12 protein-coding genes are annotated in these 26318 nt (G+C 35.2%); all 12 read left to right on the top strand.

Annotated features, from left to right (window positions below; translation table 11 throughout):
• Positions 1–85: 85 nt before the first annotated feature.
• Positions 86–3097 carry a SusC/RagA family TonB-linked outer membrane protein gene (locus HYN56_RS21600; protein WP_109194092.1) on the top strand — a complete coding sequence of 1004 codons (3012 nt, stop codon included), beginning with the start codon at positions 86–88 and terminating at the stop codon, positions 3095–3097.
• Between the two features lie 19 nt (positions 3098–3116).
• Positions 3117–4730 (top strand): RagB/SusD family nutrient uptake outer membrane protein, encoded by a 1614-nt coding sequence (locus HYN56_RS21595; protein WP_109194901.1) that lies wholly within the window; start codon positions 3117–3119, stop codon positions 4728–4730.
• 292 nt (positions 4731–5022) lie between these two features.
• Positions 5023–7344: a GH92 family glycosyl hydrolase gene (locus HYN56_RS21590; RefSeq protein WP_109194091.1), complete on the top strand. Its 2322-nt coding sequence runs from the start codon at positions 5023–5025 to the stop codon at positions 7342–7344.
• 80 nt (positions 7345–7424) lie between these two features.
• A complete protein-coding gene (locus tag HYN56_RS21585; protein ID WP_240622612.1) occupies positions 7425–9728 on the top strand; it encodes a GH92 family glycosyl hydrolase in 2304 nt (767 codons plus the stop codon).
• Positions 9729–9741: 13 nt separating this feature from the next.
• On the top strand, positions 9742–10305 hold the full coding sequence (locus tag HYN56_RS21580; protein WP_109194900.1) for a hypothetical protein: 564 nt from the start codon (positions 9742–9744) through the stop codon (positions 10303–10305).
• Between the two features lie 309 nt (positions 10306–10614).
• The gene (locus HYN56_RS21575; RefSeq protein ID WP_146194626.1) at positions 10615–12411 is read left to right on the top strand and encodes a hypothetical protein; all 1797 of its coding nucleotides are present in this window, start codon (positions 10615–10617) and stop codon (positions 12409–12411) included.
• A gap of 84 nt (positions 12412–12495) precedes the next feature.
• Positions 12496–13347: a DUF4861 family protein gene (locus tag HYN56_RS21570; RefSeq protein WP_109194089.1), complete on the top strand. Its 852-nt coding sequence runs from the start codon at positions 12496–12498 to the stop codon at positions 13345–13347.
• Positions 13348–13571: 224 nt separating this feature from the next.
• Positions 13572–15401, top strand: a complete 1830-nt coding sequence (locus HYN56_RS21565; RefSeq protein ID WP_109194088.1) for a metallophosphoesterase family protein — start codon at positions 13572–13574, stop codon at positions 15399–15401.
• Positions 15402–15453: 52 nt separating this feature from the next.
• On the top strand, positions 15454–19488 hold the full coding sequence (locus tag HYN56_RS21560; protein WP_109194087.1) for a hybrid sensor histidine kinase/response regulator transcription factor: 4035 nt from the start codon (positions 15454–15456) through the stop codon (positions 19486–19488).
• A 993-nt stretch (positions 19489–20481) separates the two neighbouring features.
• On the top strand, positions 20482–21369 hold the full coding sequence (locus HYN56_RS21555; protein ID WP_109194086.1) for an inositol oxygenase family protein: 888 nt from the start codon (positions 20482–20484) through the stop codon (positions 21367–21369).
• Between the two features lie 300 nt (positions 21370–21669).
• Complete coding sequence (locus HYN56_RS21550; RefSeq protein ID WP_109194085.1) at positions 21670–24804, top strand: glycoside hydrolase family 2 TIM barrel-domain containing protein; 3135 nt, start codon at positions 21670–21672, stop codon at positions 24802–24804.
• 166 nt (positions 24805–24970) lie between these two features.
• On the top strand, positions 24971–26113 hold the full coding sequence (locus tag HYN56_RS21545; RefSeq protein WP_109194084.1) for an acyltransferase family protein: 1143 nt from the start codon (positions 24971–24973) through the stop codon (positions 26111–26113).
• Positions 26114–26318: the final 205 nt, after the last annotated feature.

Genomic DNA, 26318 nt, shown 5'->3' with positions numbered 1-26318 from the left:
ATGTTTATGAATAACTTGTCCATTTGTTAACATTTCTTTAGCACTAATTTCGTCAATACTATTTAACCAATTAACCAATATCACAATGGAAAAACTTAAACTTTTATTATTAGCCTTTTGCTTTGGCTTCTCAATGAATACATGGGCACAAAAAACAGAAGTGTCCGGTGTAGTTTTAGATGACAAAGGCGTTCCACTGCCAGCAGCCAATGTACTAGAAAAGGGTACAACGAATACAGCATCTACAGATTTTGATGGGAAATTTAAAATTTCGGCTTCAAACAAAAACGCAACACTTATATTTTCTTTTATGGGATTTGACGATCAGCCTGTAAAATTAGATGGAACAAAAACAACTTATTCAATTCGATTACAGCCAACCACAACAAGTTTAGAGCAGGTAGTTGTAGTAGGTTACGGTAAAGGATCCCGTAAAAACTTAACGACTTCTGTAACTTCGGTTAAAGCTGAAGATTTAAACAGAGGAGCCATCAGTGATGTTGGACAGCTTTTACAGGGTAAAGTTTCCGGTTTGAATATTTCATCAAGTGGTGACCCTACAAAAACGGCTTCTGTAGTATTACGTGGAGCATCTACGTTAAATAGTTCTCAAGGGCCATTTTATGTAATTGATGGTATACCGGGAGTAGATATCTCTGTAATTGCACCGGATGACATTGCTACAATCGACGTTTTGAAAGATGCGGCGGCAACTGCAATCTACGGTAACCGTGCAGCAAATGGGGTTATCATGGTAACCACAAAAAAAGGAAGTAAAGGAAGAACGCAAATCGCATACAACGGTTATATGGGTTGGGAAGAAGTTTCTAATAATCTGGACATGATGAATGCAGATCAGTTAAGAGCTTTTACAACTAAAAACAATTTGAATTTTACGCCGGAAAATGACAAAGGAGCTAACACAAATTGGCAAAAAGAAATTTTAAGACCAGGACGTGCAGCATCAAGCAGCCATAACTTGTCTATGAGCGGAGGAGGAGATCATGGAAACTATACAGCAAGTATTACTTCATTCAATAAAGAAGGGGTAATGCAGAAAAGTGATTTCTCTCGTATCATTGCTCGTTTATCTGTTGAGCAGTTTGCTTTTGACGATAAGGTTAAATTTGGTTTAAATGTTACGAACTCTACAACAAAATATCAAAATGTACCACAGCGTAATACAGTTCTTTTACAAGCGGCAAGTTATCTTCCAATTTCTCCGGTAAAAAATGCTGACGGAAGTTATTTTGAAAATTTTGTAAGTACCGGATATTTCAATCCTGTAGCTTTAATTGCTCACGGTACAGACGAAACAAAAACAGATAACCTTGTGGGGAACTTAACAGCAGAAGTAAAATTACCATTTGGAATCACTTATAATTTGAACTTAGCACACCAAAGGCTTACAGCATCTCACGGAGAGTTTTATGACAGCTATTATTCACAATACAATAGTGCGAACTTCTACAACAACCCAGATCCGCCTTTGACAAAAACTTTAGTGAATTTTGGTGTAAATGGTTCTGCTTTGAGAAATTCTTATGAGACTAGAAACAATATTATTGAAAGCTTCTTTACTTGGGATAGAACATTTGGAGAGCATAAAATAAAAGCCGTTGCAGGTTACTCTTGGCAGGAAAATACATTAGGAGACGGTTTTCAGGCTACAACAACTAACTTTCCTGTTGATAATGTTGGATATAATAACTTAGCTCTAAGTAATTATACTTCAGTTAACGGTTATGTAGTAAACTTTGGAGATAGCAAAGCCTATCAAAAAACACGTTTGATAGCTTACTTTGCTCGTTTAAACTACAATTATAAAGACAAATATCTTTTACAAGGATCAATCAGAAGAGACGGTGGATCTATGTTTGGAGAAAATAACCAATGGGGATATTTCCCTTCTGTAGGTGGTGCCTGGAGATTAGACAAAGAAAACTTCATGAAAAATCAAAACTTCTTTAGTGATTTGAAACTTCGTGGAAGCTGGGGTGTAACAGGTAACTCTTCAGGATTTAATGCTTACACAGCACAATTTATTTCAGGAAGTTTAGGTACTTTCTATTACAACGGACAACAAATTGGAGCTTACGGACCAAACCAGGCAGCAAACCCTGATTTGAAATGGGAAAAAACAGCTACAGCAAATATTGGTCTTGATTTCTCTATCTTAAAAGGAAAAGTAACTGGTTCTGTTGATGTGTACGACAAGAAAACAACAGACATGATTTTTAACTACAATGTTAATCCGGTTTTAGTACCAGTAGGAACAATTGTAGCAAACGGAGGAACAATGTCTAACAAAGGTATTGAGGTGAGTTTAAGTACAACTCCGGTTAAAACAGCAGATTTCAGCTGGACAACTAACTTGAACCTGGCTCATAACAAGAATGAGATCGTGAAATTAACCAGTCCGTTCTTTGTTGGTGGAGATTCAATTCGTCGTGTACAGCCAGACGGAGGTGGACAAACAGGAAGTACTTTACAGATTTTTAAAGAAGGAAAACCATTAGGACAATTCTTTACACTTAAATATGCAGGAAAAAATGCTGACGGAGTTTCTCAGTATTATGACAAAAATGGTGATTTGACTACTACACCTCAAATTGGAGTAGATTATCACTATGCAGGAAGTGCACAGCCAAAATTATTATTAGGATGGGCAAATAACTTCCAATACAAAAAATTTGATTTAAGTATTTTCTTCAGAGGAGTATTTGGTAATAAAATTTTCAACGCAACCCGTGCCGATTTATTTAGACCGAGTACTGCAATGACTACTAATATTCTGGTAGATGCAGGAAACGAGTCGCCAAATGACCTGAACGCTTACAAATATTCAGATCGTTTCATCGAAGACGGCAGTTATCTAAGATTAGACAACATGACTTTAGGGTATAATTTTGGTAAAGTCGGCAGGTACATTAGTAGTGTACGTGTTTATCAAACCATCAACAATGTGTTTGTCATTACCAAATACAAAGGAATTGATCCGGAAGTTGAACAAGGAGGAACCGCTCCGGGCGTAGATTCAAATAACTTCTATCCAAAAACCAGAACATACATGTTTGGTTTAAATGTGATCTTCTAAAAATTAAATGCTAAAAATTATGAAAAAGATATTAAAATATTTAGGTCTTCCAGTATTTATGGCTGGTTTAGTATGGTCTTGCAGTGATCTTGATGTGCCTATAACAACCCAGTTGACACCTGAAGTATTTCCACAAAATTCAACACAATATATTCAGACAACAGGACCGGTTTATGCAGCTTTCCGCGGTGAGTTTTCATTTGCCTGGTGGTGGTCTCAGTCTTTATCTACTGATGAAGCTATTCTTCCTGCAAGAGGAGGAAACTGGTTTGATAACCGTAACTATATTGCAATGCATTTTCATGACTGGAATGCAGACAATGGTATTATCGGAAGTCTTTGGGATTGGTCATCTAAAGTGATCGGAACAAGCAATCAGGCAATTTCTATCTTAAGACAGACAATGCCGGAAGGTGCAGACAAAAAGACTTTGATTTCGGAGTTAAAAACCATGCGTGCCATTTCTTATTTCATGTTGATGGACAGTTATGGAGATGTGCCATTGGATACGTTATATGGGGATTTCACATCTCATGCTAAAACACCAAGAGCAGAAGTTTTCAATTTTATTGAGAAAGAATTAAAAAGCGCTGTCCCAAATTTAAACCCTGCATCCGGAGTTGCTACTTACGGAAGACCAAATAAACAAACTGCTAATGCAATGTTAGCAAAGTTATATTTGAATGCCAATATTTATACTGGAACTGCACGTTACAATGAATGTATTGCAGCTTGCGATGAGGTAATTAACTCAGGTTTATACGCAGTGGAACCAAGAGCATCATATTTGCAAATGTTTTACCCAACCAACGGACCAACAATGAAAGAATTCATTTTTGCAGTTCCTTACGATCCAGCAGCAGTTACGGTGGGTTACAATGGTCAAATGTACCACGCGCGTTATGATGTGCCACGCTCTGAAAGAGCCAAATTCGGTCTTTCTTTCACGCCAAGTGCACCTAGAAGTACCCTGCCTGAGTTCTATGCTTACTTTAATGACCCAAATGATATTCGTAACAGACAATGGCTTACAGGACTTCAGTTTATGAATGATGGTGTTACTCCAGTAACGGTTACAACAACGAAAAAAGGATACGATCAGTTTTATACTGGATCAGATGGAGGAGCAGCTTATACGTATCAGGTAAATTTAACACCAGATATTATTCCTCGTCAAAGTGTTCCTTTATTTGATCTTGGAAACGACGAAATCGCCTGGAACATGGGATACAGAAATATCAAATTCTATCCTGATGCAACTTCAACAAACCGTAACCAAAAGAATGATGTTCCTTTCTTACGTTATTCAGATGTGCTTTTAATGAAAGCAGAGTCAATCTTACGTGGCGGAGCAGCAACTTTAGGTCAAAGTTCAGATGCCTTAGTAAATATGGTTCGCTCTAATCGTACCACATCTGCAGCTTTAAACGGTGTAACACTGGAAGATCTTTATAAAGAAAGAAGCCGTGAATTTGCCTGGGAAGCTTGGCATAGAAATGATATGATCCGTTTTGGAAAATATGAAGGATCCTGGGGTTATAAAACGAATACAGACACTTATCGTCGTGTATTCCCAATTCCAACAAACGCAATGGTTTTAAATCCCGCATTAACACAAAATGATGGATATTAAGAATAAAAATTTAGTTAAGTACGCATTGTAATTCAATTTTAATTGTGAAAGGAGAAGAGCGTAAAAATTCTTCTCCTTTTTTACTAAAAAGAAAACTGGTCTTTTTTGGTTGCTCATGATAGCCAGTTTAGTTTCATTTTCATTTTTTGAATGAATACAAAGCTTGATCGAATGTAATTCCTGAGAGTAAATGAAAGATTAAGCTTTGTAAACATTCTTTCAATCCAGAATAATAAGCCAGTACAAAGAATCCTCTACAAAACAATAGTTGCCTCATCAATAAACAGAATAAATGGAACTAAGTCAAATCAATAAAATAGGACGTATCGCAATAAGTCTAACCCTTATTTTTTTAGTGTCGTGCAACGCTCAGAAAACGGTTTCTTTAAAGAAAAAACAGTTATCAGACATGGTTTACCCGTTGTTGGACACTGAAAACTCAAGATGGTTTTTCTTTTCATCAGCGAGTCGGCCTTTTGGAATGGTTAATTTAAATCCGGACACTGAAATTAATGGTGATTGGGGAGGTGGTTATAAATATACTACAGATACAGTTAAAGGTTTCAGTCATGTGCACGAATGGCAGATGTCTGGCGTATCGGTAATGCCTGTCACCATTTCAGAAGAAAATAAAAAGACTATTTTCAAAAATTTTTATTCCAAATTCAGCCATAAAACTGAAATTATTACGCCTGGATATCATTCGCTAAAATTAGACAGATATCAGATAACAGCAGAATTAACCAGCACACCAAGAGTTGGTTTTCATAAATATACTTTTCCGGCAAAAGCACAAAAAGCAGTTCTTTTTAATTTAAACACTGTTTTAGGCCCTTGCGACAATACCAACGGAACATTAGAAAAAAACAATGACTTTGAACTTTCAGGATCTTTGGTTTTAAGTACCAATTTCAGACGCCCAAAACCATTGACTGTATTTTTTAAAGTGAAAACCAATGAGCCAATTTCTTCTGTTGAAAAAGATAATGCGACAGGAAATTATTTGATTCATTTTGGTAAAACCAAAGAACAAGTATTGATGAAAGTGGGTATTTCTTATACTTCGATTGAAAATGCGAATAATAATATAGAAACCGAATTACCACATTGGAACTTTAACCAAACAACCGCTGATTCCAGAAAAGTATGGAGCGATTTATTAGGAAGAATAAAAGTAGAAGGCGGAACCGAAACCGACCAAAGAAGATTTTACACTGATTTATGGCATGCCCTGCAAGGGAGAAAAATGGTTAGTGACGCAAATGGAGCCTATCCTGACAATACAGGGGACAAATTCAGGGTAGGACATTTGCCATTAAATGTTGATGGAAAACCAAAATTCAACCACTATAATTCAGATGCTTTTTGGGGAGCGCAATGGACCATCAATAACCTTTGGGGATTGGTATATCCCGAGATTATGGAAGAATTTGTGTATTCATTAATGCAGTATTACAAAGACGGCGGCATAATCCCGCGCGGGCCTTCGGGTGGAAATGATACCTATGTAATGACTGGAGCTTCAACAACGCCATTTATTGTCAGCGCCATTCAAAAAGGAATTGTAAAAGAAAATTTAGAGGAAATTTACATTGCACTCAAAAAGAATCATATGCCAGGCGGTATCATGGAAAAAGCAGGATATGAACACAATACCAATATTGGAGGAGGCTTAAAATATTATTTAGAAAAAGGATATGTTCCGTATCCGCTTCCTGATGGAAATTTCGGAAGCCACGAAGATGGTGCGAGCCAGACTCTGGAATATGCGTATCAGGATTGGACTTTGGCTCAGCTGGCTAAAAAACTCAATCATGAAGAAGATTACAACTATTTCATGAAAAGAGCCGAAAACTATAAAAATGTTTTTGATGCTAAAATAGGCTGGATGCGTCCGAAAAATGTAGAGGGAAAATGGCGTGAAAATTATGATCCGTATCAATACGAAAACGGATTTATAGAATCAAACGGCGCACAATCGACTTGGTTTGTTCCGCATGATATTTTAGGTTTGGCTGATTTAATGGGCGGAAAAGAAAAAGCAGTAGAAAAATTGAATGCTCAATTTGAAGCAGCTAAAAAACTAAAGTATACCTCTGGTACATCACACGATGCAGAATTACACCCGGAGTTTAGCCGAATTCCGGTAAATTTTGGAAATCAGCCTTCTATGCAGACGTCAAATATTTTTACCGTTTTGGGAAGACCTGATTTAACGCAATATTGGACAAGAAACGTGGTAAAAGAAACCTTCAGCGGATTATCACCTGCAACAGGTTATAACGGGGATGAAGATCAGGGATTAATGGGAAGCCTGAATGTTTTATTGAAATTAGGTTTATTCCAAATGAACGGAGGAACAGACAAAGATGCCGTTTATGAAATTGGAAGTCCGATATTCAATAAAATCACGATTACATTAAATCCGAAATATTATTCAGGGAAAACATTTGTGATTAAAGCGGACAATAATAATCCTGAAAATGTATATATAAAGGATATCAAATTCAACCAGAAAGAAGTGTCAAATTTTGAGCTTTCACATCAGGATATTACGAATGGAGGCGAATTGATTTTACAAATGTCAGATCATTCAAATCTGCAAAAACAGTAATATAACGTTGGGTTAAAACCCTATTAACGTAAAGGAAAATAGAATTATAGTTATTTGAGAAATATTAAAAATAATTATACATGCCAACAAAAAACAAAGAAGTAACCACAATGAAAATAGCATCGAAGTTTATCTTTTTTTTAGGAATATCATTTCTTACTATTACAGGTAGCGCACAGCAAAAAGTTCATCAATACGTTGACCCAATGATCGGTTCAGAGGGAGTGGGCAGGGTTTTTATCGGGCCTTCCTGTCCTTACGGAATGGTAAAACCAAGTCCGGATTGTACTTCGAGTCCAAACAGTGGATGGCTTCCAATGCCTAAAGAAGTCACAGGATTCAGTCAGGTACACGTGAGCGGAACGGGAGGTGGCCCAAAATATGGAAATATTCAGATTATGCCATTTTCGGGAGCTTTAGATAAAATGGATCAAACTTCTTTTAGAACAGAAGAGAATGTAAAACTGGGGTATTATGAAACGGTTTTCAAAGAAAACAACATTAAAACAGAAATTACGACTGGGGAAAAAGTTTCATTTTATAGAATTACTTACCCAAAAAATAAATCAAAAGAATTAAAGATTGACCCAGGATTTTTCCTTGGAGAAGAAAAAATTCCCGATGCAAGAGAAGCCCAGCAGTTTGTAGGTTCTCAAATCGAAATAGTTTCAGATACTGAAGTAAGAGGTTACAGCCGAATCAGAGGAGGATGGAATAACGGACGTGCTTATACGGTTTATTTCTGGGCCGTTTTCGATCAGCCAATTGCAAAATATGTCACTTTTAAAGACGGTAAATTTTACAACAATCAAAAAGCACAGTTTGATTCCGGAAAGAAAACAGGAGCTATGCTTTCTTTTGGAAATTCGGGAAAAGAAGAATTAAATGTCAAAATCGGAATTTCATTTTTAAGTGAATTAAAAGCGAAAAACAATATTGAAATTGAAATCCCGCATTGGAATTTCAATACTGTTTTGGCCACTTTAGAAAATAAATGGGAAGATTTATTAAGCCGAATCAAATTATCGGATGATACTTCGGTAGAATATAGAAAAATGTTCTATACTGGTTTGTACCACACGATGATTATGCCGGTGGATCGAACAGACGAAAATCCGTTATGGACAAATGATGAACCGTATTACGATGATTTTTATACGATTTGGGATACCTTCAGAACTTCAAGTCCGTTAATTACTTTAATAGATTCTAAACGTAAAGTAGATATAATCAATGCGATGCTGAATATATACAAACGCGAAGGCTATATGCCCGAAGGAAGAAGCGGAAATGATAATGGAAGAACTCAGGGAGGTTCTAACGCTGAGGTTGTAATTGCAGATGCTTTTGTAAAAAACTTAAAAGGAATTGATTATGAACTTGCTCTGCAGGCAATGATCAAAGACGCAACAGTACCGCCGGGAGGAAATGAAGAAAGAGAAGGGCGTGGCGGACTTTTAGATTATCTAAAACTAGGTTACGTTCCTTACGGAACCGACCGCGCTGGAAACCGAACGATCGATTATTCATATAACGATTATAATATTGCTACAGTAGCCAAAGGTTTAGGCAAAACAGAATTGTACAATCAATACATGAAACAAGCCGAAAGCTGGCAGAATTTATGGCGTGCAGATTATGAAAATAACGGTGCAAAAGGATTCATCATGCCAAAAGACAAAGACGGAAACTGGCTGGATGATGTCATTTTCGGAGAATCTAAAATCCAAAAACCAACTTTTAAATATACGCCTGTCATTATCGAATCGCCTTGGTATGTCTGCCATTGGTGTGTGTTTTTCTACGAAGGAACTTCATGGGAATATTCCTTTAGTTTGCCACACGATATTCCAGAATTGGTAAAAAAATCAGGTGGAGAAAAAGCATTCGAAAACCGATTGGATATATTCTTTGATAATAATTTATTCAATGTTGCCAACGAACCTTCATTCTTAACACCTTGTTTGTATCACTGGATTGGAAAACCCTATTTAAGCAGTGACAGAATCAGAACGATTATCAAGGATAATTTCAATACTTCAAGAGAAGGACTTCCGGGTAATGACGATTCAGGAGCGATGTCTTCTTGGCTGGCTTTCCACATGATGGGATTATATCCAAATGCAGGACAGCCTTATTATTTGATTAATACGCCTTTGATAAAAGAAACGGTTATGAAATTAGAAAACGGTAAAAGTTTTAAAATCACTACAAAAAAAATGAGTGATAAAAACAAATACATTAAAACCGCTTTGTTAAACGGAAAACCATACAACAAAGCATGGATTTTGCATGAGGATATTAATAATGGCGGAGAATTAGTTTTAGAAATGGATTCGAAACCTTCAGCTTGGGGAACAACAATTTTACCACCAGCAAAATAAAATGATGAACAAGATGAAAAATATATTTTTAATGATTCTTTTCTGCATTGTTTATCAGAAAGGAATATCTCAGAATTACATTCCAACATTAAAAAACAATACCCAATTGCATTATGTCTGTAAGCTTCACGGACAAACGAGAACTTTACAGCTCACGGCTGAAACTTCCAACAATGCATTGGCTTTTAAACTAGAAACAAGAGGAGTAAAAAGTAAAATAGTAATGCTTCCCGAAGCCGTAAAAAATGGAACAGAATTAAGTTTTAATCAAGGAGAATATGCACCGGTTTTAAACTTAAAACCAACTGAAACGTTTTTTATGATTTCACAGTCAGCTTATCAGGATTTGGTTAAAAAAGGTTCATTCGTTTACAATAACACAACTTATGTTCTGGATAAAAGTGAAGATAAAAACGGAGTTTCGATAGATGGAAAAATCGTGGAAGCATTGCATGTAAAAGCACAAATAGACGAAACCGAAATGTGGATTATCAAAAATCCAGAGTTTCCTTTGATCTGTAAAGTAATTAAGAACCCGTTAGGAATTAATCCGACTTTGGTAAAAGTAGTGGATTAGTAATATTGGGTTTATTTTTAAACACATAGAGACATAGATTTTAGATCTTGTTAAAAAGTTTTTTTTGCTTAATCAAGCATAGCCCACACAATCTTGTCATTCCGACGAAGGAGGAATCTTCGCGAGAAACTCCTCAATCGGAATCCACAATCTTTGTCGAGCTACTTGCGGAGATTCCTCCTTCGTCGGAATGACAAACTCTGAAACCTAGTTTCTTTTCGTCTTCTTTTTAGACAATCAAAAACTATGTTTCTATGTGTTTAAAACAATTGAAGTAAAAGCTATTTTTTCATTAATAAAAAGAGTATCATGAAACATTCTATGAGCCGTGGCGAATTTATCAGATTAAGCAGTTTATCATTAGGAGGTGTTTTAATGAGTAATACTCTTTTTGCAAATGATTTTTTTGCAAATGGTACAACCTCAAAAGAGGATCTTCAATTAATGAAAAAACTAGTTCAGAACAATGATGCCAAAGTCAAAAGTTTACTGAACCAGCCATCACAAGATCCGTCCATTAGAATCAATAATTTTCGGGGCATTGCCAATACTATAACTGTAATGTCAGCTTCATTATGCAATTCGGGTTCAGAATATTACAAGTCGCCTCTTTTAGTTGAAAAGATGAATGATGCGATAGCTATTTTGTTGAAAGACCAATATAGCGACGGAACTTTAGATGCAGGCGGAAATAGACAATCTCCGCCAGACACCGCTTTTATTTTAGAATATATATGTCCGGCAGCAGTATTGTTGAATAAAAGTAAACAGCGAGATCTGACATTGCTTCGTGAAAAAATAAAGCAATTTATTTTAAATGCAGGCGAGGCGATGATAACAGGAGGTGTTCATACGCCAAATCATAGATGGGTTATTTGCGCCGCTTTAGCGAATATTAATGCGCTGTATCCAGATCCCAGATATGTGAACCGAATTGACGAATGGCTGGCAGAAGGAATTTATCTCAACGAAGACGGGCATTATTCAGAACGAAGCGGTATTTATTCGGCAGTAATTGATAAAGCTTTAATTACGATGGCAAGATTGCTGAAAAGGCCACAATTGCTGGAAATCGTAAATAAAAACCTCATTACTTATTTTTATTATACAGAAAAAAACGGCGACCTGGTTACTGTCGATTCCAAAAGACAGGATCAGTTTATGGCTTTAAAAGTGACAAAATTTTACTGGCAATATCGATATATGGCTATTCGTACTCAAAATCCGATGTTTGTTTATATGGTAAATACGATTGAAAAACTTCCGGAATTTACAAGTGATATCTTATCCGATTCGTTAGCTTTTTTTATGGAAAATGAAGACCTTCAAAAGCAAGTTCCAGCTGAAAGCAATGTTCCAAATGATTTCGAAAAGTTTTTTGTTCTTTCGAATTTGGCAAGAATCAGAAGAGAAAAAACGTCCATTACTTTATTTGGAGGAAATGATCAGCCGGTTCAGATTGTATCAGGAAGATCATCAAATCCTAATTTTTTAATGTACAGAAAAGGAGAAGCCATTTTAAAATACATGCGTCTTTCGACCTCGTTTTTTAGAATGGGCTATTTCAGCAGTGACGGAATCGTAAAAGAAGGAAATAAATATATTTTGACCGAAACCAAAGAAGCAGATTATTATCAGCCTCTTGCCCCTGAAAATCGAAAATCGGATGGAGACTATAAATTATCAGAATCATCGGATGGAAGATTTTGGAATAAAATGGATTTTGATTCGAGAACAAAAAGCAATGTCAAAAAACAAATTACCGTAATTGAAATTACGGAGAATAACGGATCATTAAGTTTGGATTTTAAAGTAGATGGCCCGCCAAATGTTGAGGTAACAATCGAAATGTGTTTCAACGAAAATAGTATTGTAAATGGAGCAACGGCTGATGAAAAGAAGAATTATTTTCTTAAAACAGGTTATGGAGAAGTTGCCACCGCAGGAGATGCCATAAAATTTGGGCCGGGAAAATGTGAACATTTAAATGTCGAAAACCTTGAAAGCGAAGAATACACTTATCATCAGGGAAGTTTGCGTACCAATGGAGAGCATGTTTACATAACTGGATTCACACCTTTTCGTCATCAAATGACAATATTTTAGGATTAGATTGAAATTCTTAGTAGATTTTTAAAAGTTGTTTTTAAATTTACAGGAATTACAACTTAAACTATAATATTTTAAATTATGAAACTATCTATTGTAACCTCTTTACTTTTTTGCTGCGTTTGTTTTGGACAGAATAATACAGACAACAGTTTGTATATGAAGTCGGACAAAATTACTTATTTATCAGATATCGGCTCAGATTCAGGGGATTTATATAAAACGATTGGACATCACGGGCCAGCGGTTGAAAACGAGTGGATGGCATTGCGAATTTACTTTAGCGATAAAGTAGCAATCGACGTTTATTCTAAAGCAAAACCAGGTTTAGAATTAAGAAAAGCAAATTGGTATCCAACACCAGAACAGCAAAAAGAAGGTTGGGGAGCCGATTATTATAAAGTAGCATCAACTGTTGGTTTAGGAGGTGTAAAACTTTGGGATGGAGAGAAATTAGTTCCTTTAAATCCGGTAACCAATCGTTTAGCAAGAGTTGGAAAAACAGATACCACTTCCTGGATGGAAATGATTTCAAGAGGCGTGCCTTACAAAGGAAAAAAAGTGGACATTCTAGTTCGCGTAACGGTATTTTCAGGTAAAAGAGAAGCAAAAGTGGAAGCAGTTTCTTTAACTGGGGAAAAAGTACAATTTGCAACTGGAGTGAATTACTTTAAAGATTCGGCAACGAAAAAAGGAGCGAATTATATCGCAGTTTGGGGAAAACATCCGGAAGACGTTGCTGCCGAAATTGTTGAAGTTGGAGGAGCAATTAAGTACAATCCAAAAGATTTTGAAAAAAATACAGATGACGGAACGCAGTATTTGTTGATTTCAAAACCAGCAAAAAACATAGAAACAACTATTTTATCTTCATGTGCAAGAGAAACAGAACTAAACACTTTAGATAAATTGGAAGCATACATTAAAAAATAATTGAATTATCCTTTAAGCAAGGACGCGGATTAAACGGATTTACTTCGTAAAGGCGTGGATAAAAACGGATAATCTATTTATATTTTTTAAAAGATTAATAAAAATCCGTTTTTATCCGCGTTTTCGCGTTAGCGAATCTGTTTAATCCGCGTCTGATTTTACAGGTTTTCTATTTTTAAAAATAGGACAAATAACGGGTAATCATAAAATTAAAAACAAAATACATGTTTAAAATATCGGCTATATTAGTACTACTACTTTCTTTATTTTCCTGCAAATCACAGCAGACTACGAAAAAAGAAGTTCAGATTGCTTTTATAGCCGATGCTCATTTACAGGATATTTTTGCCCAATTTGAAGACAGCAATTATCGTGGAATTCCAAATCCGGTAACGGGCGAATATGCCAATATCCGAACCATGAATTCACAGTTGCATTCTACGAGAATTTTCAATGAAAATTATTTCGCTTATTTAGAAGCTTTGAATGATATTGTTAAAAAAGGTATCAAACAAGTCGTTCTTCCAGGCGATTTTAGCGATGACGGACAACCTGTTCACGTTCGCGGATTGCGAAAAATTCTCAATGAATATTCCCAAAAACACGGACTTTCTTTTTATGTGACTACAGGAAATCATGATGTTGTAAGACCATTTTCTCAAGATGCTGTTAAAACTGATTTTTTAGGAAAAAACGGAAAAGAACAGATTATCAGCAGTTCTGCAAACAGCTTCAACAAAAATAAAAGCGAACTAGAACCGATAATTACTGCTGATATAAAAAACTGGGGTTACAAAGAAACTATAAACGAAATGCGTGATTTTGGTTTCTTTCCAAAGAAAACCGATTTATATTGGGAAACTCCATTTTCTAACTACAGCTATGAAAATTACAATTTTGAAGAAGCTCAAAAAGAATCCGATTTAGAAAAAAGAACGTATCTAATAAAAAATACTAATTTGTATCTGCCCGATGCCAGTTATTTGGTAGAACCTATTAAAGGAATTTGGCTTTTGGCAATAGATGCAAATGCGTATGTTCCGAATGAGAAATTATCAGGAAAACCAAATGATCCGCATGATTTTTCGGGAGCGAACACGGGTTACAATAACGTTCTGATTTATAAAAACCATCTTTTAAAATGGGTAAAAAAAGTTGCTACGGAAGCGAAACAAAAAGGAAAAACACTAATTGCTTTTAGTCATTATCCAATGATTGATTTCAATGACGATGCTTCGCCAGAATTAAAACAGCTTTTTGGCGCCAATAAAATGCAATTGCAAAGAGTGCCCGATGAAGAAGTCGCACAACAATTTGCAGATGCCGGAATTCAGGTTCATTTTGGAGGTCACATGCACATTAACGACACAGGCGTAAGAACATCTGCAAAAGGAAATACGTTGTTTAATATTCAGACGCCATCGCTTGCCGCTTACATGCCAGCTTATAAAATATTGACTATTCATTCTAATTCTGAACTTGAAGTCGAAACTATTGTAATTAGCAAAGTCAATAAATTCAACAGTTTGTTTCCTTTTTATGAAGAAGAATATGCTCATTTAAAAGAAATTAAAAGCAAAGATATTTGGCAGAAAGAAATTCTGAATGCCAAAGATTATGAAGAATTTACCAATTGGCATTTAAAAGAATTGGTGCGTTTACGATTCCTGCCTGAAGATTTTCCAGCCGATTTTTTAAAATCGATTGTGAATCTTTCAGGAAAAGATTTATTGCTGATGAATTCTAATGCTGCAGATATTGATTCCGTTTTGAAATCCAATTCTTTCACTATTTCTGATTTTGAATCATGGAATGGTTTTGATATGATTTTTGATTTTTACCGCCTAAAAAGTGCCGATGAACTGGCTTTTTCAAAAATTGGAAAGAAAAGATTAAAAGAATATGAATTGATCTGCAGGCAGTTAAAAAAATCAGATGATCCAAAACTGGTTTTATGGGCAGAAATATTCTACAAAACCATGAATGGCGAGCCTTCAGACCATTTTAAAATTGATTTGAAAAATAACAAAATTGATAATTTATCTGTTAAATAATTTTGATATTTATTAAATCAAAAAGATTAAATTGCATTTATAATTTATTTTCATGAAACCAAAATACCCTATATTATTTTTATTTATTGCCTTTTTTTATAATTCTTATTCACAGAATATAAAATTTACGCATTATAATGATAATAATGGGTTGTCTCATAATTCGGTACGTCATATTGTACAGGACAAAAAAGGTTTCATGTGGTTTGGAACGTTCTCTGGATTAAATCGTTTTGACGGTTATCAGTTCAAAAACTACATGAGTTCTACACCTGGAAAAAATAAATTATACAATGACGATATCACAGCTTTAGAACTGGACGAAAAAGCCAATCAGTTATGGATTGGAACCCGAAAAGGATTGACGCTTTTTCAGATGGATACCCATGTTTTTACTACTTTTTTTCATAAAAAAGGCGATCCAAACAGCCTTCCCGATGATGAAGTGAGATCAGTTCATGTAGATAAATTCAACAGAGTTTGGGTAGGTACTAAGACTAAAGGAGCCTATTTATTTTCTCTGAAAGAAAACCGATTTGATAAAATTAAGCTTAAAGGTTTTGATTACGTTAAAGAAATTTTCGAAGATAAAAAAGGCAATGTCTGGGTGGGAAGCTACGAAAAGTCGGGTTTGGCCAAAATTACAATGGACACAAAAGGCGCGATTGTACGGATTAACACCTATACACTTTCTGTTCCAAATTCGAGCATCAAAAATCCATACATCAACTTTATTTACGAAGATGCCAAGTCGGATATTTTTATTGGTACTCGCGAAGGATTGTATAAACTAGATAAATCCAGAAACCAATTTGTTAATTTATATATTGATAACAAGCAGGTTAGAGGAGCTTTAGGCCCTTATTTTCTATCCGTTGCACAAGCTCCTGATGGAAAATACTGGGTTGGAACTTTGGGCGGATTATTGGTCTGCGATCAGCTGGAAGACATTCAAAGTGGCAATTACAAATGGTATTATTCAATTTTGTCTGATGATACTTCGCTTGTCGATAATTTAATTGCATCCCTTTATTTTGATAAATCCGGAGTCTTATGGATTGGAACTGAAGATGGTTTGGACAAATACGATCCGTATGAAAATCAGTTTACTTTAAACAAAGATATTTCACGTTCTATTGGCAATCAGGCACCCAGAATTCGTGGTTTTGCTAAGACTTACGATGAAAAAGTAATTGTGGCGACCTATCATAACGGCCTTTATATTTCGAATATTAAAGGCTCAACTCCCTTACACAATACCGGAAAAGATATCGCCAGTATTTATTCTGATGATGGAAGAATTTTTTATTGCGGACTGTGGGACGGAAACATTCTGGTGTACAATTACATGAATAATTCTTCGAGGGAAATAAAGGCAGGATTTGAAAAATCGCCTGTTTTTGCTTTTCGAAAAATTGCAGAGGATAAAATAATTGTGGGGTCTTTTGGAGAAGGAGCTGTAATTTTAAATACTAAAACACTCCAAGTAGAAACTTCCAGTAAACTTTTACCTGATTTTCAGATTAATGCTATCGAGAGAGATGCTAAAAACAATGTATGGTTTGCGACTGAAACCGGAGTTGTAAAGTACAATATTATTTCAGGAAAAATAGAAACGTATTCATCACTTTTTGTCAAAGAAAAAGGAGTGCCTCATGATGAAAATGTTAGTGATGTTTTAGTAGATGTAAAAGGAAAAATCTGGGCTTCAACGCGTTTCGGATTGTGTCTGTTTAATCCGAAAAAGAATGAATTTGAGCCTGTAAAAAATCTAAAAGAACTTTCAGGAAAATGGATCACCGATATTTTATCTGATGCCAATGGAAATCTTTGGCTGAACATCAACAATAATAATATTGCTTTTGTAAAATCAAATTTAAAAGATATCAGCATTTATCATGTAAACAGCGGTAACAGACTAGATGTTTTTAGTTCAAGTGGTTTCTTCTATTTTAATAATTCTAATATTTTTCTGGGAGGTAAAAACGGAATTATTTCTTTTTCGCCACCGGCAATGAAAAGAAATAATTGGTCGCCATTGCCTGTGATTTCTGAGTTTAAAATTCAGAATGAAGAGGTCTTTCCTGAAATGGAAATCAATGGAGAAATTCCGCTTTCAAAAGATCTGAATTATGGAAAAGAAATAGAATTAAGCCATAAAAACCGAAATTTTTCTCTTCAGTTTTCGGCTCCGTCTTTTGCAAATGAAAAACTAAATAAGTTTCAATACATGCTGGAAGGTTTTGATAAACATTGGATTACGGCAAACAGTACTTCGAGAATTGTTCAATATACCAACCTTTATCCGGGAAATTATACTTTTAAAATCAGATCGAGCAACAGCGATGGATATTGGAGTAAAACGGTTTCGTATAAAATAAAAATTCTGCCTCCGTTCTGGTTGACACCAACATCGTTTTTGATGTTTTTTGCGATTTTGTTTGGGATTTTCTATTTCATCAGAAAAGAAATCAAAAACCGAATTCGTTTAAAACAAGAACTGCTTACGGAGAAAGTAAACAGAGAACACGACATCAAGCTGAATAACGAAAAACTCCGTTTTTTTACGAATATTTCGCATGAATTAAGAACGCCGTTAACATTGATTTTAGGTCCTGCTAAACAGCTTTTAGATGAAAGCAGTAATGCAACGGATTATGAAAAAAGCAGATACAATTTAATTTATCAAAATGCCAGCAGATTATTGAATCTGGTAAATCAGGTTTTGGATTTTAGAAAAGCACAATCAGGGGAATTGAAACTGAAAGTGACTAAAACGGATATTTTAGCGTACTCAAAAAACATCTTCGATTCTTTCAAAGAAATGGCTTATAATAAAAAGATTAAGCTCAATTTTATTACAGAAGATGATGAAATAAACGGCTGGCTGGACAATGATAAATACGATAAGATTCTGTACAACCTTTTATCGAATGCTTTAAAATTTACCAACAAAAACGGAAACGTAGATTTGGATGTAAGATTGAAAGACACGGTTGAGGATATTTTAGTGATTGAGGTAACGGATGACGGAATTGGAATTCCCGTAAAAAGTCAGGAGAAAATTTTTAAACGATTTTATCAGGCGACCAACAGTAAAGCCAATAATACTGGATCTGGGATTGGTTTGTCTTTGGTAAAATCTTTAGTTGCCATTCATAAAGGAACGATTTCTGTCGAAAGTACCCCAGGAAAAGGAAGTACTTTTAGAGTTGAAATTCCAATTGGTCGTGAATCTTACGAACATAAAGAAGTATTTGAATATGCGCTTAAAAACGACAATTTAAGTATGCTGATTCCTGAAAAACAGGCGAAGAAAATTATTCAGAACACCGATTTAAAAGAAAAAATACTAGTAATCGAAGACAATAACGAACTTAGAAAATATCTGGTGGATTATTTGTCTGATTACTACAAAGTTTATGAGGCCGAAAATGGAATGGAAGGTTTAAAAATCTGCCGACAAATTAAACCAATCTTATGCGTTACCGATGTCATGATGCCAGTCATGGACGGATTGGAATTTTGCCGTGAACTCAAAAATGATGAATTTATCAGTCATATTCCAGTCGTGATGCTAACGGCTCTTTCTGAAAATATGGATAAAGTAAAAGGCTATGACACAGGAGCTGACGGTTATTTGGTAAAACCTTTTGAGCCTTTATTGCTGAAAACGGTTATTGAAAACATGATTAAATCGAGATTAGAACTGAAACAGAAATTCTCTGGCGAAGTGGAAAGCAAAGTCAGTATGCTGACACATTCTCCAATCGATGAAGAATTTATGGAAAAAGTGACGAATCTAATCAACGATAATCTAAGTGAAGTCGATCTTTCAACTGATTTTCTTTGTGATAAACTGGGCGTAAGTTCTTCGAAATTGTATAGAAAAATTAAAGAATTAACGGATTTGGCACCAAATGAATTTATCAGAACGATTCGATTGAAAAAATCAGCAGAACTGCTTAAAACCAAGAAATACAATGTTTCGGAAGTGACGAATTTAGTTGGGTTTAATGACCCGCTTTATTTTAGTAGATGTTTTAAGAAGCAGTTTGGTTTTCCTCCTAGTAAGATTATTAATTAGTTTTTTTTCGCCACAGATTAAGGAGATTAAAAAAGATTTTTTTTCGCCACTAATTACACCAATTTTTACGAATTATTTTGATAAACATAGCCCGTGGTTTCAACCACGGGAACGTAAGGTATATCGACAATGCATATCCATAATCTGATTTTTCTCATGATGCTCCGCGATGTCCCTGTGGTTGAAACCACAGGCTATATTTGAAATACAAATTTATAATCTTATCATTTCTGCAGTCAACATTATAATATAGCCCGTGGTTTCAACCACGGGAACGTAACGTATATCGACAATGCATATCCATAATCTAATTTTTCTCATGATGCTCCGCGATGTCCCTGTGGTTGAAACCACAGGCTATATTTGAAAGACAAATTTATAATCTTATCGTTTCTGCAGTCAACATTATAATATAGCCCTTGGTTTAAACCACGGGAACGTAACGTATATCGACAATGTCTATTCCATAATCTAATTTTTCTCATGATGTTCCGTGATATCCCTGTGGTTGAAAACACGGGCTATATCTATCATGGTCAGACACAGCAATTCACAAATTTTTACAATCCAGCTCTGAAAGAGCCAAAAGCATCAAAGTAGTGCATCGCACTACGGAAGAATGGAATACACGACATGGAATTCAGCCCTGAAAGGGCGAAAGCATATTCTAGGTATTGAGTTGTTATATACGCACAGTTGTGCTTTTACCCTTTCAGGGTGCTATTCATCATCATCATAATTCGCAGTGCGTTGCACTACTTTGCTGCTTTCACCCTTTCAGGGTGTTATTCATTCTCATTCTAATGCGTAGTGAGTTGCACTACTTTGGTGCTGTTGGACTTTCAGTCCAATTTAATTTTTAGCTAGTTCTTTTGTTTTTTAATACAAAAATCCTACAATAATCAAATTTATCCATGTTTTTGATGTATTAATCCATTTTGAAAGGAATATGTAATTCTATTTTTGTCTTGTAACTTTTAACTATTAACCATTATGAAAAAGCATATAGACACAGACAATCCGTTGAAAAATTTAGATGAGTGGGAAGATGATTTGTTAATGCGATATCCTGATCCTTCTGAAGAAAATGAAGAGGTAAAAGAAAAGCAGAAAGAAGAATTCAGGAATTATGTCGATTCAGAAAGAGTAGAAACGGTTAAGGAGTTTTACAGAATTAACCATACCTATCAAACTTATGACTTTGTATGCAGTAAAGAACAGGAATTTCTGCAATTTAATAGAAAAGAAATGTCAATCTGGGAAGCTGTTGAGTTTTTGAACACACTTGTAGACGACAGCGACCCAGATATTGACTTAGATCAGACACAACACCTTTTACAGACTTCAGAGGCCATTCGTGCCGATGGTCATCCGGATTGGTTTGTACTGACAGGTTTTATTCACGATTTGGGTAAAGTTTTATGTTTGTTTGGAGAACCGCAATGGGCTGTGGTTGGAGATACATTTCCGGTAGGCTGTGCTTACTCAGATAAAATTGTGTATTCAGAATTCTTTAAAGAAAATCCGGATTATACAGACGAAAGATTCAATACCAAATTAGGAATCTACACCCAAAACTGCGGACTGGATAATGTAAAAATGAGCTGGGGGCATGACGAATATCTGTATCAGATTATGAAAGATTATCTGCCAGATCCAGCTTTGTATATGATTCGTTACCACTCTTTTTATTCGCAGCATAAAGAAAATGCTTATGCACATTTAATGAATGAAAAAGATATCGAAATGTTTGATTGGGTTAGAAAGTTCAATCCGTATGATTTGTACACTAAAGCTCCAGTTAAACCAGATGTAAAAGCATTGCTTCCATATTATAAAGAATTAGTTGCTAAATATTTGCCAGAAAAATTGAAGTTTTAAAAGTGATATAAATACATAGAAAAATAGTTATTCAAATTGAGAAAAGGTGTTTCATTTGTTTGAATAAAGATATTACACACAATCTTGTCATTCCGAGGAACGAGGAATCTTCGCGAGAAACTCCTCAATCATAATCCACAATCTTTGTAGAGCTACTTGCGAAGATTCCTCGTTCCTCGGAATGACAAACTTTGGGCTATATGTTAGAAACGAGTTTCTTTCATTAACCTCTTTAAGAAGGAAAACTATGTTTCTATGTATTGAAAAAAAAATAATTACCAGCTATCTAAAACCAAAATAATGCAGAAAACCAAAATATTTTTTATAAGCCTTTTACTGCTTTTCTCGGCGGTTATTTCGGCTCAGGAAAAAGAACGTAACGATTGGGAAAATCCTGAGGTATTTCAAATTAACAGAGAACCAGCCCGCGCTGCTTTTCTTCCTTATGCAGATGAAACTTCTGCCATAATGGATAAATATGAAAATTCTCCGTGGTATTTTTCTCTAAACGGAACATGGAAGTTTTCCTGGTCGCCAACACCAGACGAACGTCCGAAAGATTTTTATAAAACAGATTTCAGTACACTGCATTGGAAAGACCTTCAAGTGCCTTCCAATTGGGAACTAAACGGATATGGTGTTCCAATTTACACCAATATTACTTATCCGTTTGAGAAAAATCCGCCTTTCATTAATCATTGGGATAATCCGGTTGGGTCTTATAAAAGAGATTTTGTACTGCCTGAAAACTGGAAAAACCGACACGTTTTTCTTCATTTCGAAGCAGGAACAGCGGCTATGTATATTTGGGTCAACGGCGAAAAAGTTGGTTATACGGAAAATACCAAAAGTCCGGCAGAATTTGATATTTCCAAATATTTAAAACCAGGAAAAAATGACCTGGCTGTAGAAGTGTACAGATGGAGTGATGGTTCCTATCTGGAAGATCAGGACATGTGGAGACTTTCAGGGATTGACAGAAATGTGTATTTGTATAGCACTGAAGATGTTCGTATTTCAGATTTCTTTGCGAAACCAGATTTAGATGCGAAATATAAAAATGGAAGTTTAAGTGTTGATGTAAGTCTAAAAAATCTGACTTCAAAAACGATTAACAACCAAAAGCTGGTTGCCAAATTGGTAGATGCTTCTGGTAAAAATGTTTTCAGTAAAGAATTCAATGTCAATTTTGAAGCATCAAAAATTCAGAATATTAATTTTTCTCAGTCTGTTTCAAGTCCGAAATTATGGAGCAGTGAAACGCCGAATTTATATACGTTGGTTCTGACCTTAAAAAATGCAAAAGGAGAAATTGTAGAAACGGTTGGCACTCAAATCGGATTTAGAAAAGTAGAATTAAAAGGCGGACAATTACTGGTAAACGGTGTCCGATTGATGGTTCATGGTGTCAATATTCATGAGCATAATCCAGAAACGGGACATTATCAGGATGAAGCTACGATGATGAAAGACATCAAAATGATGAAACAGCTGAATATTAATTCGGTTCGCTGCAGTCACTATCCAAACAATATTCGATGGGTAAAATTATGTAATAAATACGGTTTGTTTTTGGTGGATGAAGCCAATATAGAAAGCCATGGAATGGGAGTAGAGGGACAGCCTTTAATCTGGATGAATCCAAAAACGAATCCGGGCCATCTTCCGGAATGGAGAGAAGCACATTTAGACCGAATTTACAGCTTGGTAGAAAGAGATAAAAACATGCCATCGGTAATTATCTGGTCACTAGGAAATGAAAGTGCCAATGGGCCTGTTTTTCATGAAGCCTATAAATGGATCAAAAAGAGAGATAATTCCCGTTTGGTTCAATTTGAGCAGGCAAAAGAAAACGAAAACACAGATATCGTCTGCCCAATGTATCCAACAATTGAATATATGAAAGAATATGCGGCAAGAAAAGAAGTGAGTCGTCCGTATATTATGTGTGAGTATTCGCATGCTATGGGAAACAGCAGCGGAAATTTTCAGGAATATTGGGATATCATTCGCGGAAGCAAAAATATGCAGGGTGGATTTATCTGGGATTGGGTAGATCAGGGATTTTACGGAGTTGATGAAGCGGGTCGTAAATATTGGACTTACGGTGGTGATATGGGAAGCCAGAATTATCTAAACGATGAAAATTTCTGCCATAACGGATTAGTTTATCCAGACAGAACACCGCATGTTGGAGCTTTTGAAGTAAAAAAAGTATATCAGAATATTTTATTCAAAGCAGTTGACATTAAAAACGGCGTAATTGAAATTAATAATGATTTCGGATTTACAAACCTGAATAAATACAATTTCAGATATGAAGTTTTAGAAAATGGTAAAGTGATCAAAGAAGGAACAATCAATGTTGCTTTGGATCCAAAAACAAAAAAAACATTCAAGCTTGATTTACCAAAAATAGAATCGAAAGAAGGAACAGAATATTTACTGAATGTTTTTGCTAACACAAAAGAAGGTTCAGAATTATTGCCTAAAAACTTTGAAATTGCCAAAGAACAATTTGTAATTGAAGACGGAAAATATTTCGAAAAATCAGAAAAAACAAGTGCTGCAAAAGTTCAGGATGACAAAGACCATTTTGTGCTGACTTCAGATAATGTTACAGTTAAAATCAGCAAATCGACTGGATTGATTTCGTATTACAGTGTAAAAGGCGAAGAATATTTCAAACAATATCCGGAACCGAATTTCTGGAGAGCACCAACGGATAATGACATTGGAAATAAAATGCAGATTAGAACTAATGTTTGGAGAACAGCTGGAAAAAACACTTCGTTGGAAAGTATTCAGCAAACCGAAGAAAATGGTAAAAAATACATCATCGCGAAATTAAAACTAAATGATGTTGCTTCTGATTATACGATCAAATATGCATTAGGAAATAATGGAGATTTAGAGATACAGGTTGCTTATAAAAAAGGAGCAAATCCGGTTCCGGAATTACCTCGTTTCGGAATGATTTTTACTTTAAAAAATAGCTTAGAAAATCTGGATTATTACGGAAGAGGCCCTTTAGAAAATTATCCGGACAGAAAAACAGCATCCTTCAAAGGAATTTATACTAGTAAAGTTGCAGACCAATATGTGCCTTATACACGCCCACAAGAAAATGGATACAAGATCGATATACGCTGGTTTAAACTGTCAAGCAATTCAGGAAATGGCTTGGAAATAAAAGGTCTGCAACCTTTAGGTATAAGTACTTTGAATAATTATCCGAGTGATTTTGACGGAGGAATTTCTAAAAAGAACATTCACTCCAGCGACATTACTCCAAGAAATGAAGTTGTAGTTTGTGTCGACTTAACACAGCGAGGCCTAGGAGGAGACAACAGCTGGGGATTACCGCCTCATGAGCAATATCAATTAACAAAAAGTGAGTATAACTACGGATTTGTTATTAAACCAATTTTTTAAAAGTCTTCAGTATTCAGATTTTTAGTGTTCAGTTTTTGCCACAGTTTGTTGATAAAAACAAACTAAACTGATTACTAAAAATCTGACCACTGAACACTTCCGTAAGACTGACCACTTAAAACCTGACCACTGACCACTAACTATTGACCACTGAATACTAAATAAAATGAGTAACCCTACAAATGGAAGACTAATCTCTTTAGATGTGCTTCGCGGATTTGTTATGTTTTGGATTATGAGCGGCGAACATATTATTCATGCTCTGGCCAAAGCAGCGCCAATTCCTATTTTTATCTGGATGTCTTCACAGCTGCATCATGCGGAATGGAATGGAATTACATTTTACGATATGATTTTTCCTGTCTTTCTATTTGTTGCCGGAGTTTCGATGCCTTTCTCTTTCGAAAAGAAAATGAGTTTGGCAGGAGTAAAAACACCACAGGAATTACCTTCAGGCGAGAAGCGTAAAATCTATTTATCAATGTTAAGAAGAACCTGTATTTTACTGGTTTTAGGATTTATAGTAAATGGATTGCTTCGTTTTGATGGTTTTGATCATACTCGTTTTGCAAGTGTTTTAGGCCGAATAGGATTGGCTTGGTTTTTTGCCGGAATCATCTATTTAAATTTTGATTTCAAGAAACAATTAATCTGGTTCTTCGGAATTTTGATTGGCTATTATGTGGCAATGAAATGGATTCCGGTTCCTGATTTTGGAGCAGGGGTTTTAACCAAAGAAGGTTCGCTGGAAGGTTATATTGACCGTTTGTTTTTACCGGGAAGATTACACAGCACCGTTTATGATCCGGAAGGAATATTTTCTACGCTTCCGGCAATTTCAACAGCTTTATTAGGTGTTTTTATCGGAACGTTTTTAAAAGCAAAGTGTCCTTTTTCGATAAAAGTAAAACTGCTTTTAATGACTTTAACCGCGGTGGTTCTGATTATTGCTGGATTAATCTGGGATATTAATTTCCCAATCAACAAGCATTTATGGACAAGTTCCTTTGTTTGTTTTGTCGGTGGATTCAGTATTTTATTTTTTGTCTTTTTCTATGTAATAATTGACTTATTAGGGTTTCAAAAATGGGCATTCCCATTGGTTTTAATTGGTTCTAATTCTATTTTGATTTATATCGCAGCCGAAGGTTCGGTAGATTTTAAACATACGGCAGATTATGTTTTTGGCGGACTTATACAATATACATCAATTGTCTGGCAGCCTTTTTTTACAGCTTTGTCTGTAACTGTCGTGCAGCTTTTGTTACTCTATTTTTTATATAAAAAGAAATGGTTTCTCAAGATTTAGAAAACTTAATATTTTTTGAAACACATAGAAACATAGACATTTATGACATATTGAAATCAAAAAGAGAATAATAAGAAACTAGTTTCTAACATAGCTATGTGAGTTTATTACAAATGAAATGCCTTTATGGAGTTTCTAAAGCTATGTTTCTATGTGTTTAAAATTATTAAGCTCTATTTTTTAAAATACATCTTACTATCTAACC

This window comes from Flavobacterium crocinum, assembly GCF_003122385.1.
In the GTDB taxonomy this organism is placed as follows: Bacteria; Bacteroidota; Bacteroidia; order Flavobacteriales; family Flavobacteriaceae; genus Flavobacterium; species Flavobacterium crocinum.
This window is presented reverse-complemented; position numbering and strand designations above follow the sequence as displayed.

Bases quoted from the DNA above. Each gene is read 5' to 3' on its own strand.
- HYN56_RS21575 (WP_146194626.1), top strand. From the start codon at position 10,615: ATGAAACATTCTATGAGCCGTGGCGAATTTATCAGATTAAGCAGTTTA.
- HYN56_RS21590 (WP_109194091.1), top strand. From the start codon at position 5,023: ATGGAACTAAGTCAAATCAATAAAATAGGACGTATCGCAATAAGTCTA.
- HYN56_RS21560 (WP_109194087.1), top strand. From the start codon at position 15,454: ATGAAACCAAAATACCCTATATTATTTTTATTTATTGCCTTTTTTTAT.
- HYN56_RS21595 (WP_109194901.1), top strand. From the start codon at position 3,117: ATGAAAAAGATATTAAAATATTTAGGTCTTCCAGTATTTATGGCTGGT.
- HYN56_RS21565 (WP_109194088.1), top strand. From the start codon at position 13,572: ATGTTTAAAATATCGGCTATATTAGTACTACTACTTTCTTTATTTTCC.
- HYN56_RS21555 (WP_109194086.1), top strand. From the start codon at position 20,482: ATGAAAAAGCATATAGACACAGACAATCCGTTGAAAAATTTAGATGAG.
- HYN56_RS21545 (WP_109194084.1), top strand. From the start codon at position 24,971: ATGAGTAACCCTACAAATGGAAGACTAATCTCTTTAGATGTGCTTCGC.
- HYN56_RS21585 (WP_240622612.1), top strand. From the start codon at position 7,425: ATGCCAACAAAAAACAAAGAAGTAACCACAATGAAAATAGCATCGAAG.
- HYN56_RS21550 (WP_109194085.1), top strand. From the start codon at position 21,670: ATGCAGAAAACCAAAATATTTTTTATAAGCCTTTTACTGCTTTTCTCG.
- HYN56_RS21570 (WP_109194089.1), top strand. From the start codon at position 12,496: ATGAAACTATCTATTGTAACCTCTTTACTTTTTTGCTGCGTTTGTTTT.
- HYN56_RS21600 (WP_109194092.1), top strand. From the start codon at position 86: ATGGAAAAACTTAAACTTTTATTATTAGCCTTTTGCTTTGGCTTCTCA.
- HYN56_RS21580 (WP_109194900.1), top strand. From the start codon at position 9,742: ATGAAAAATATATTTTTAATGATTCTTTTCTGCATTGTTTATCAGAAA.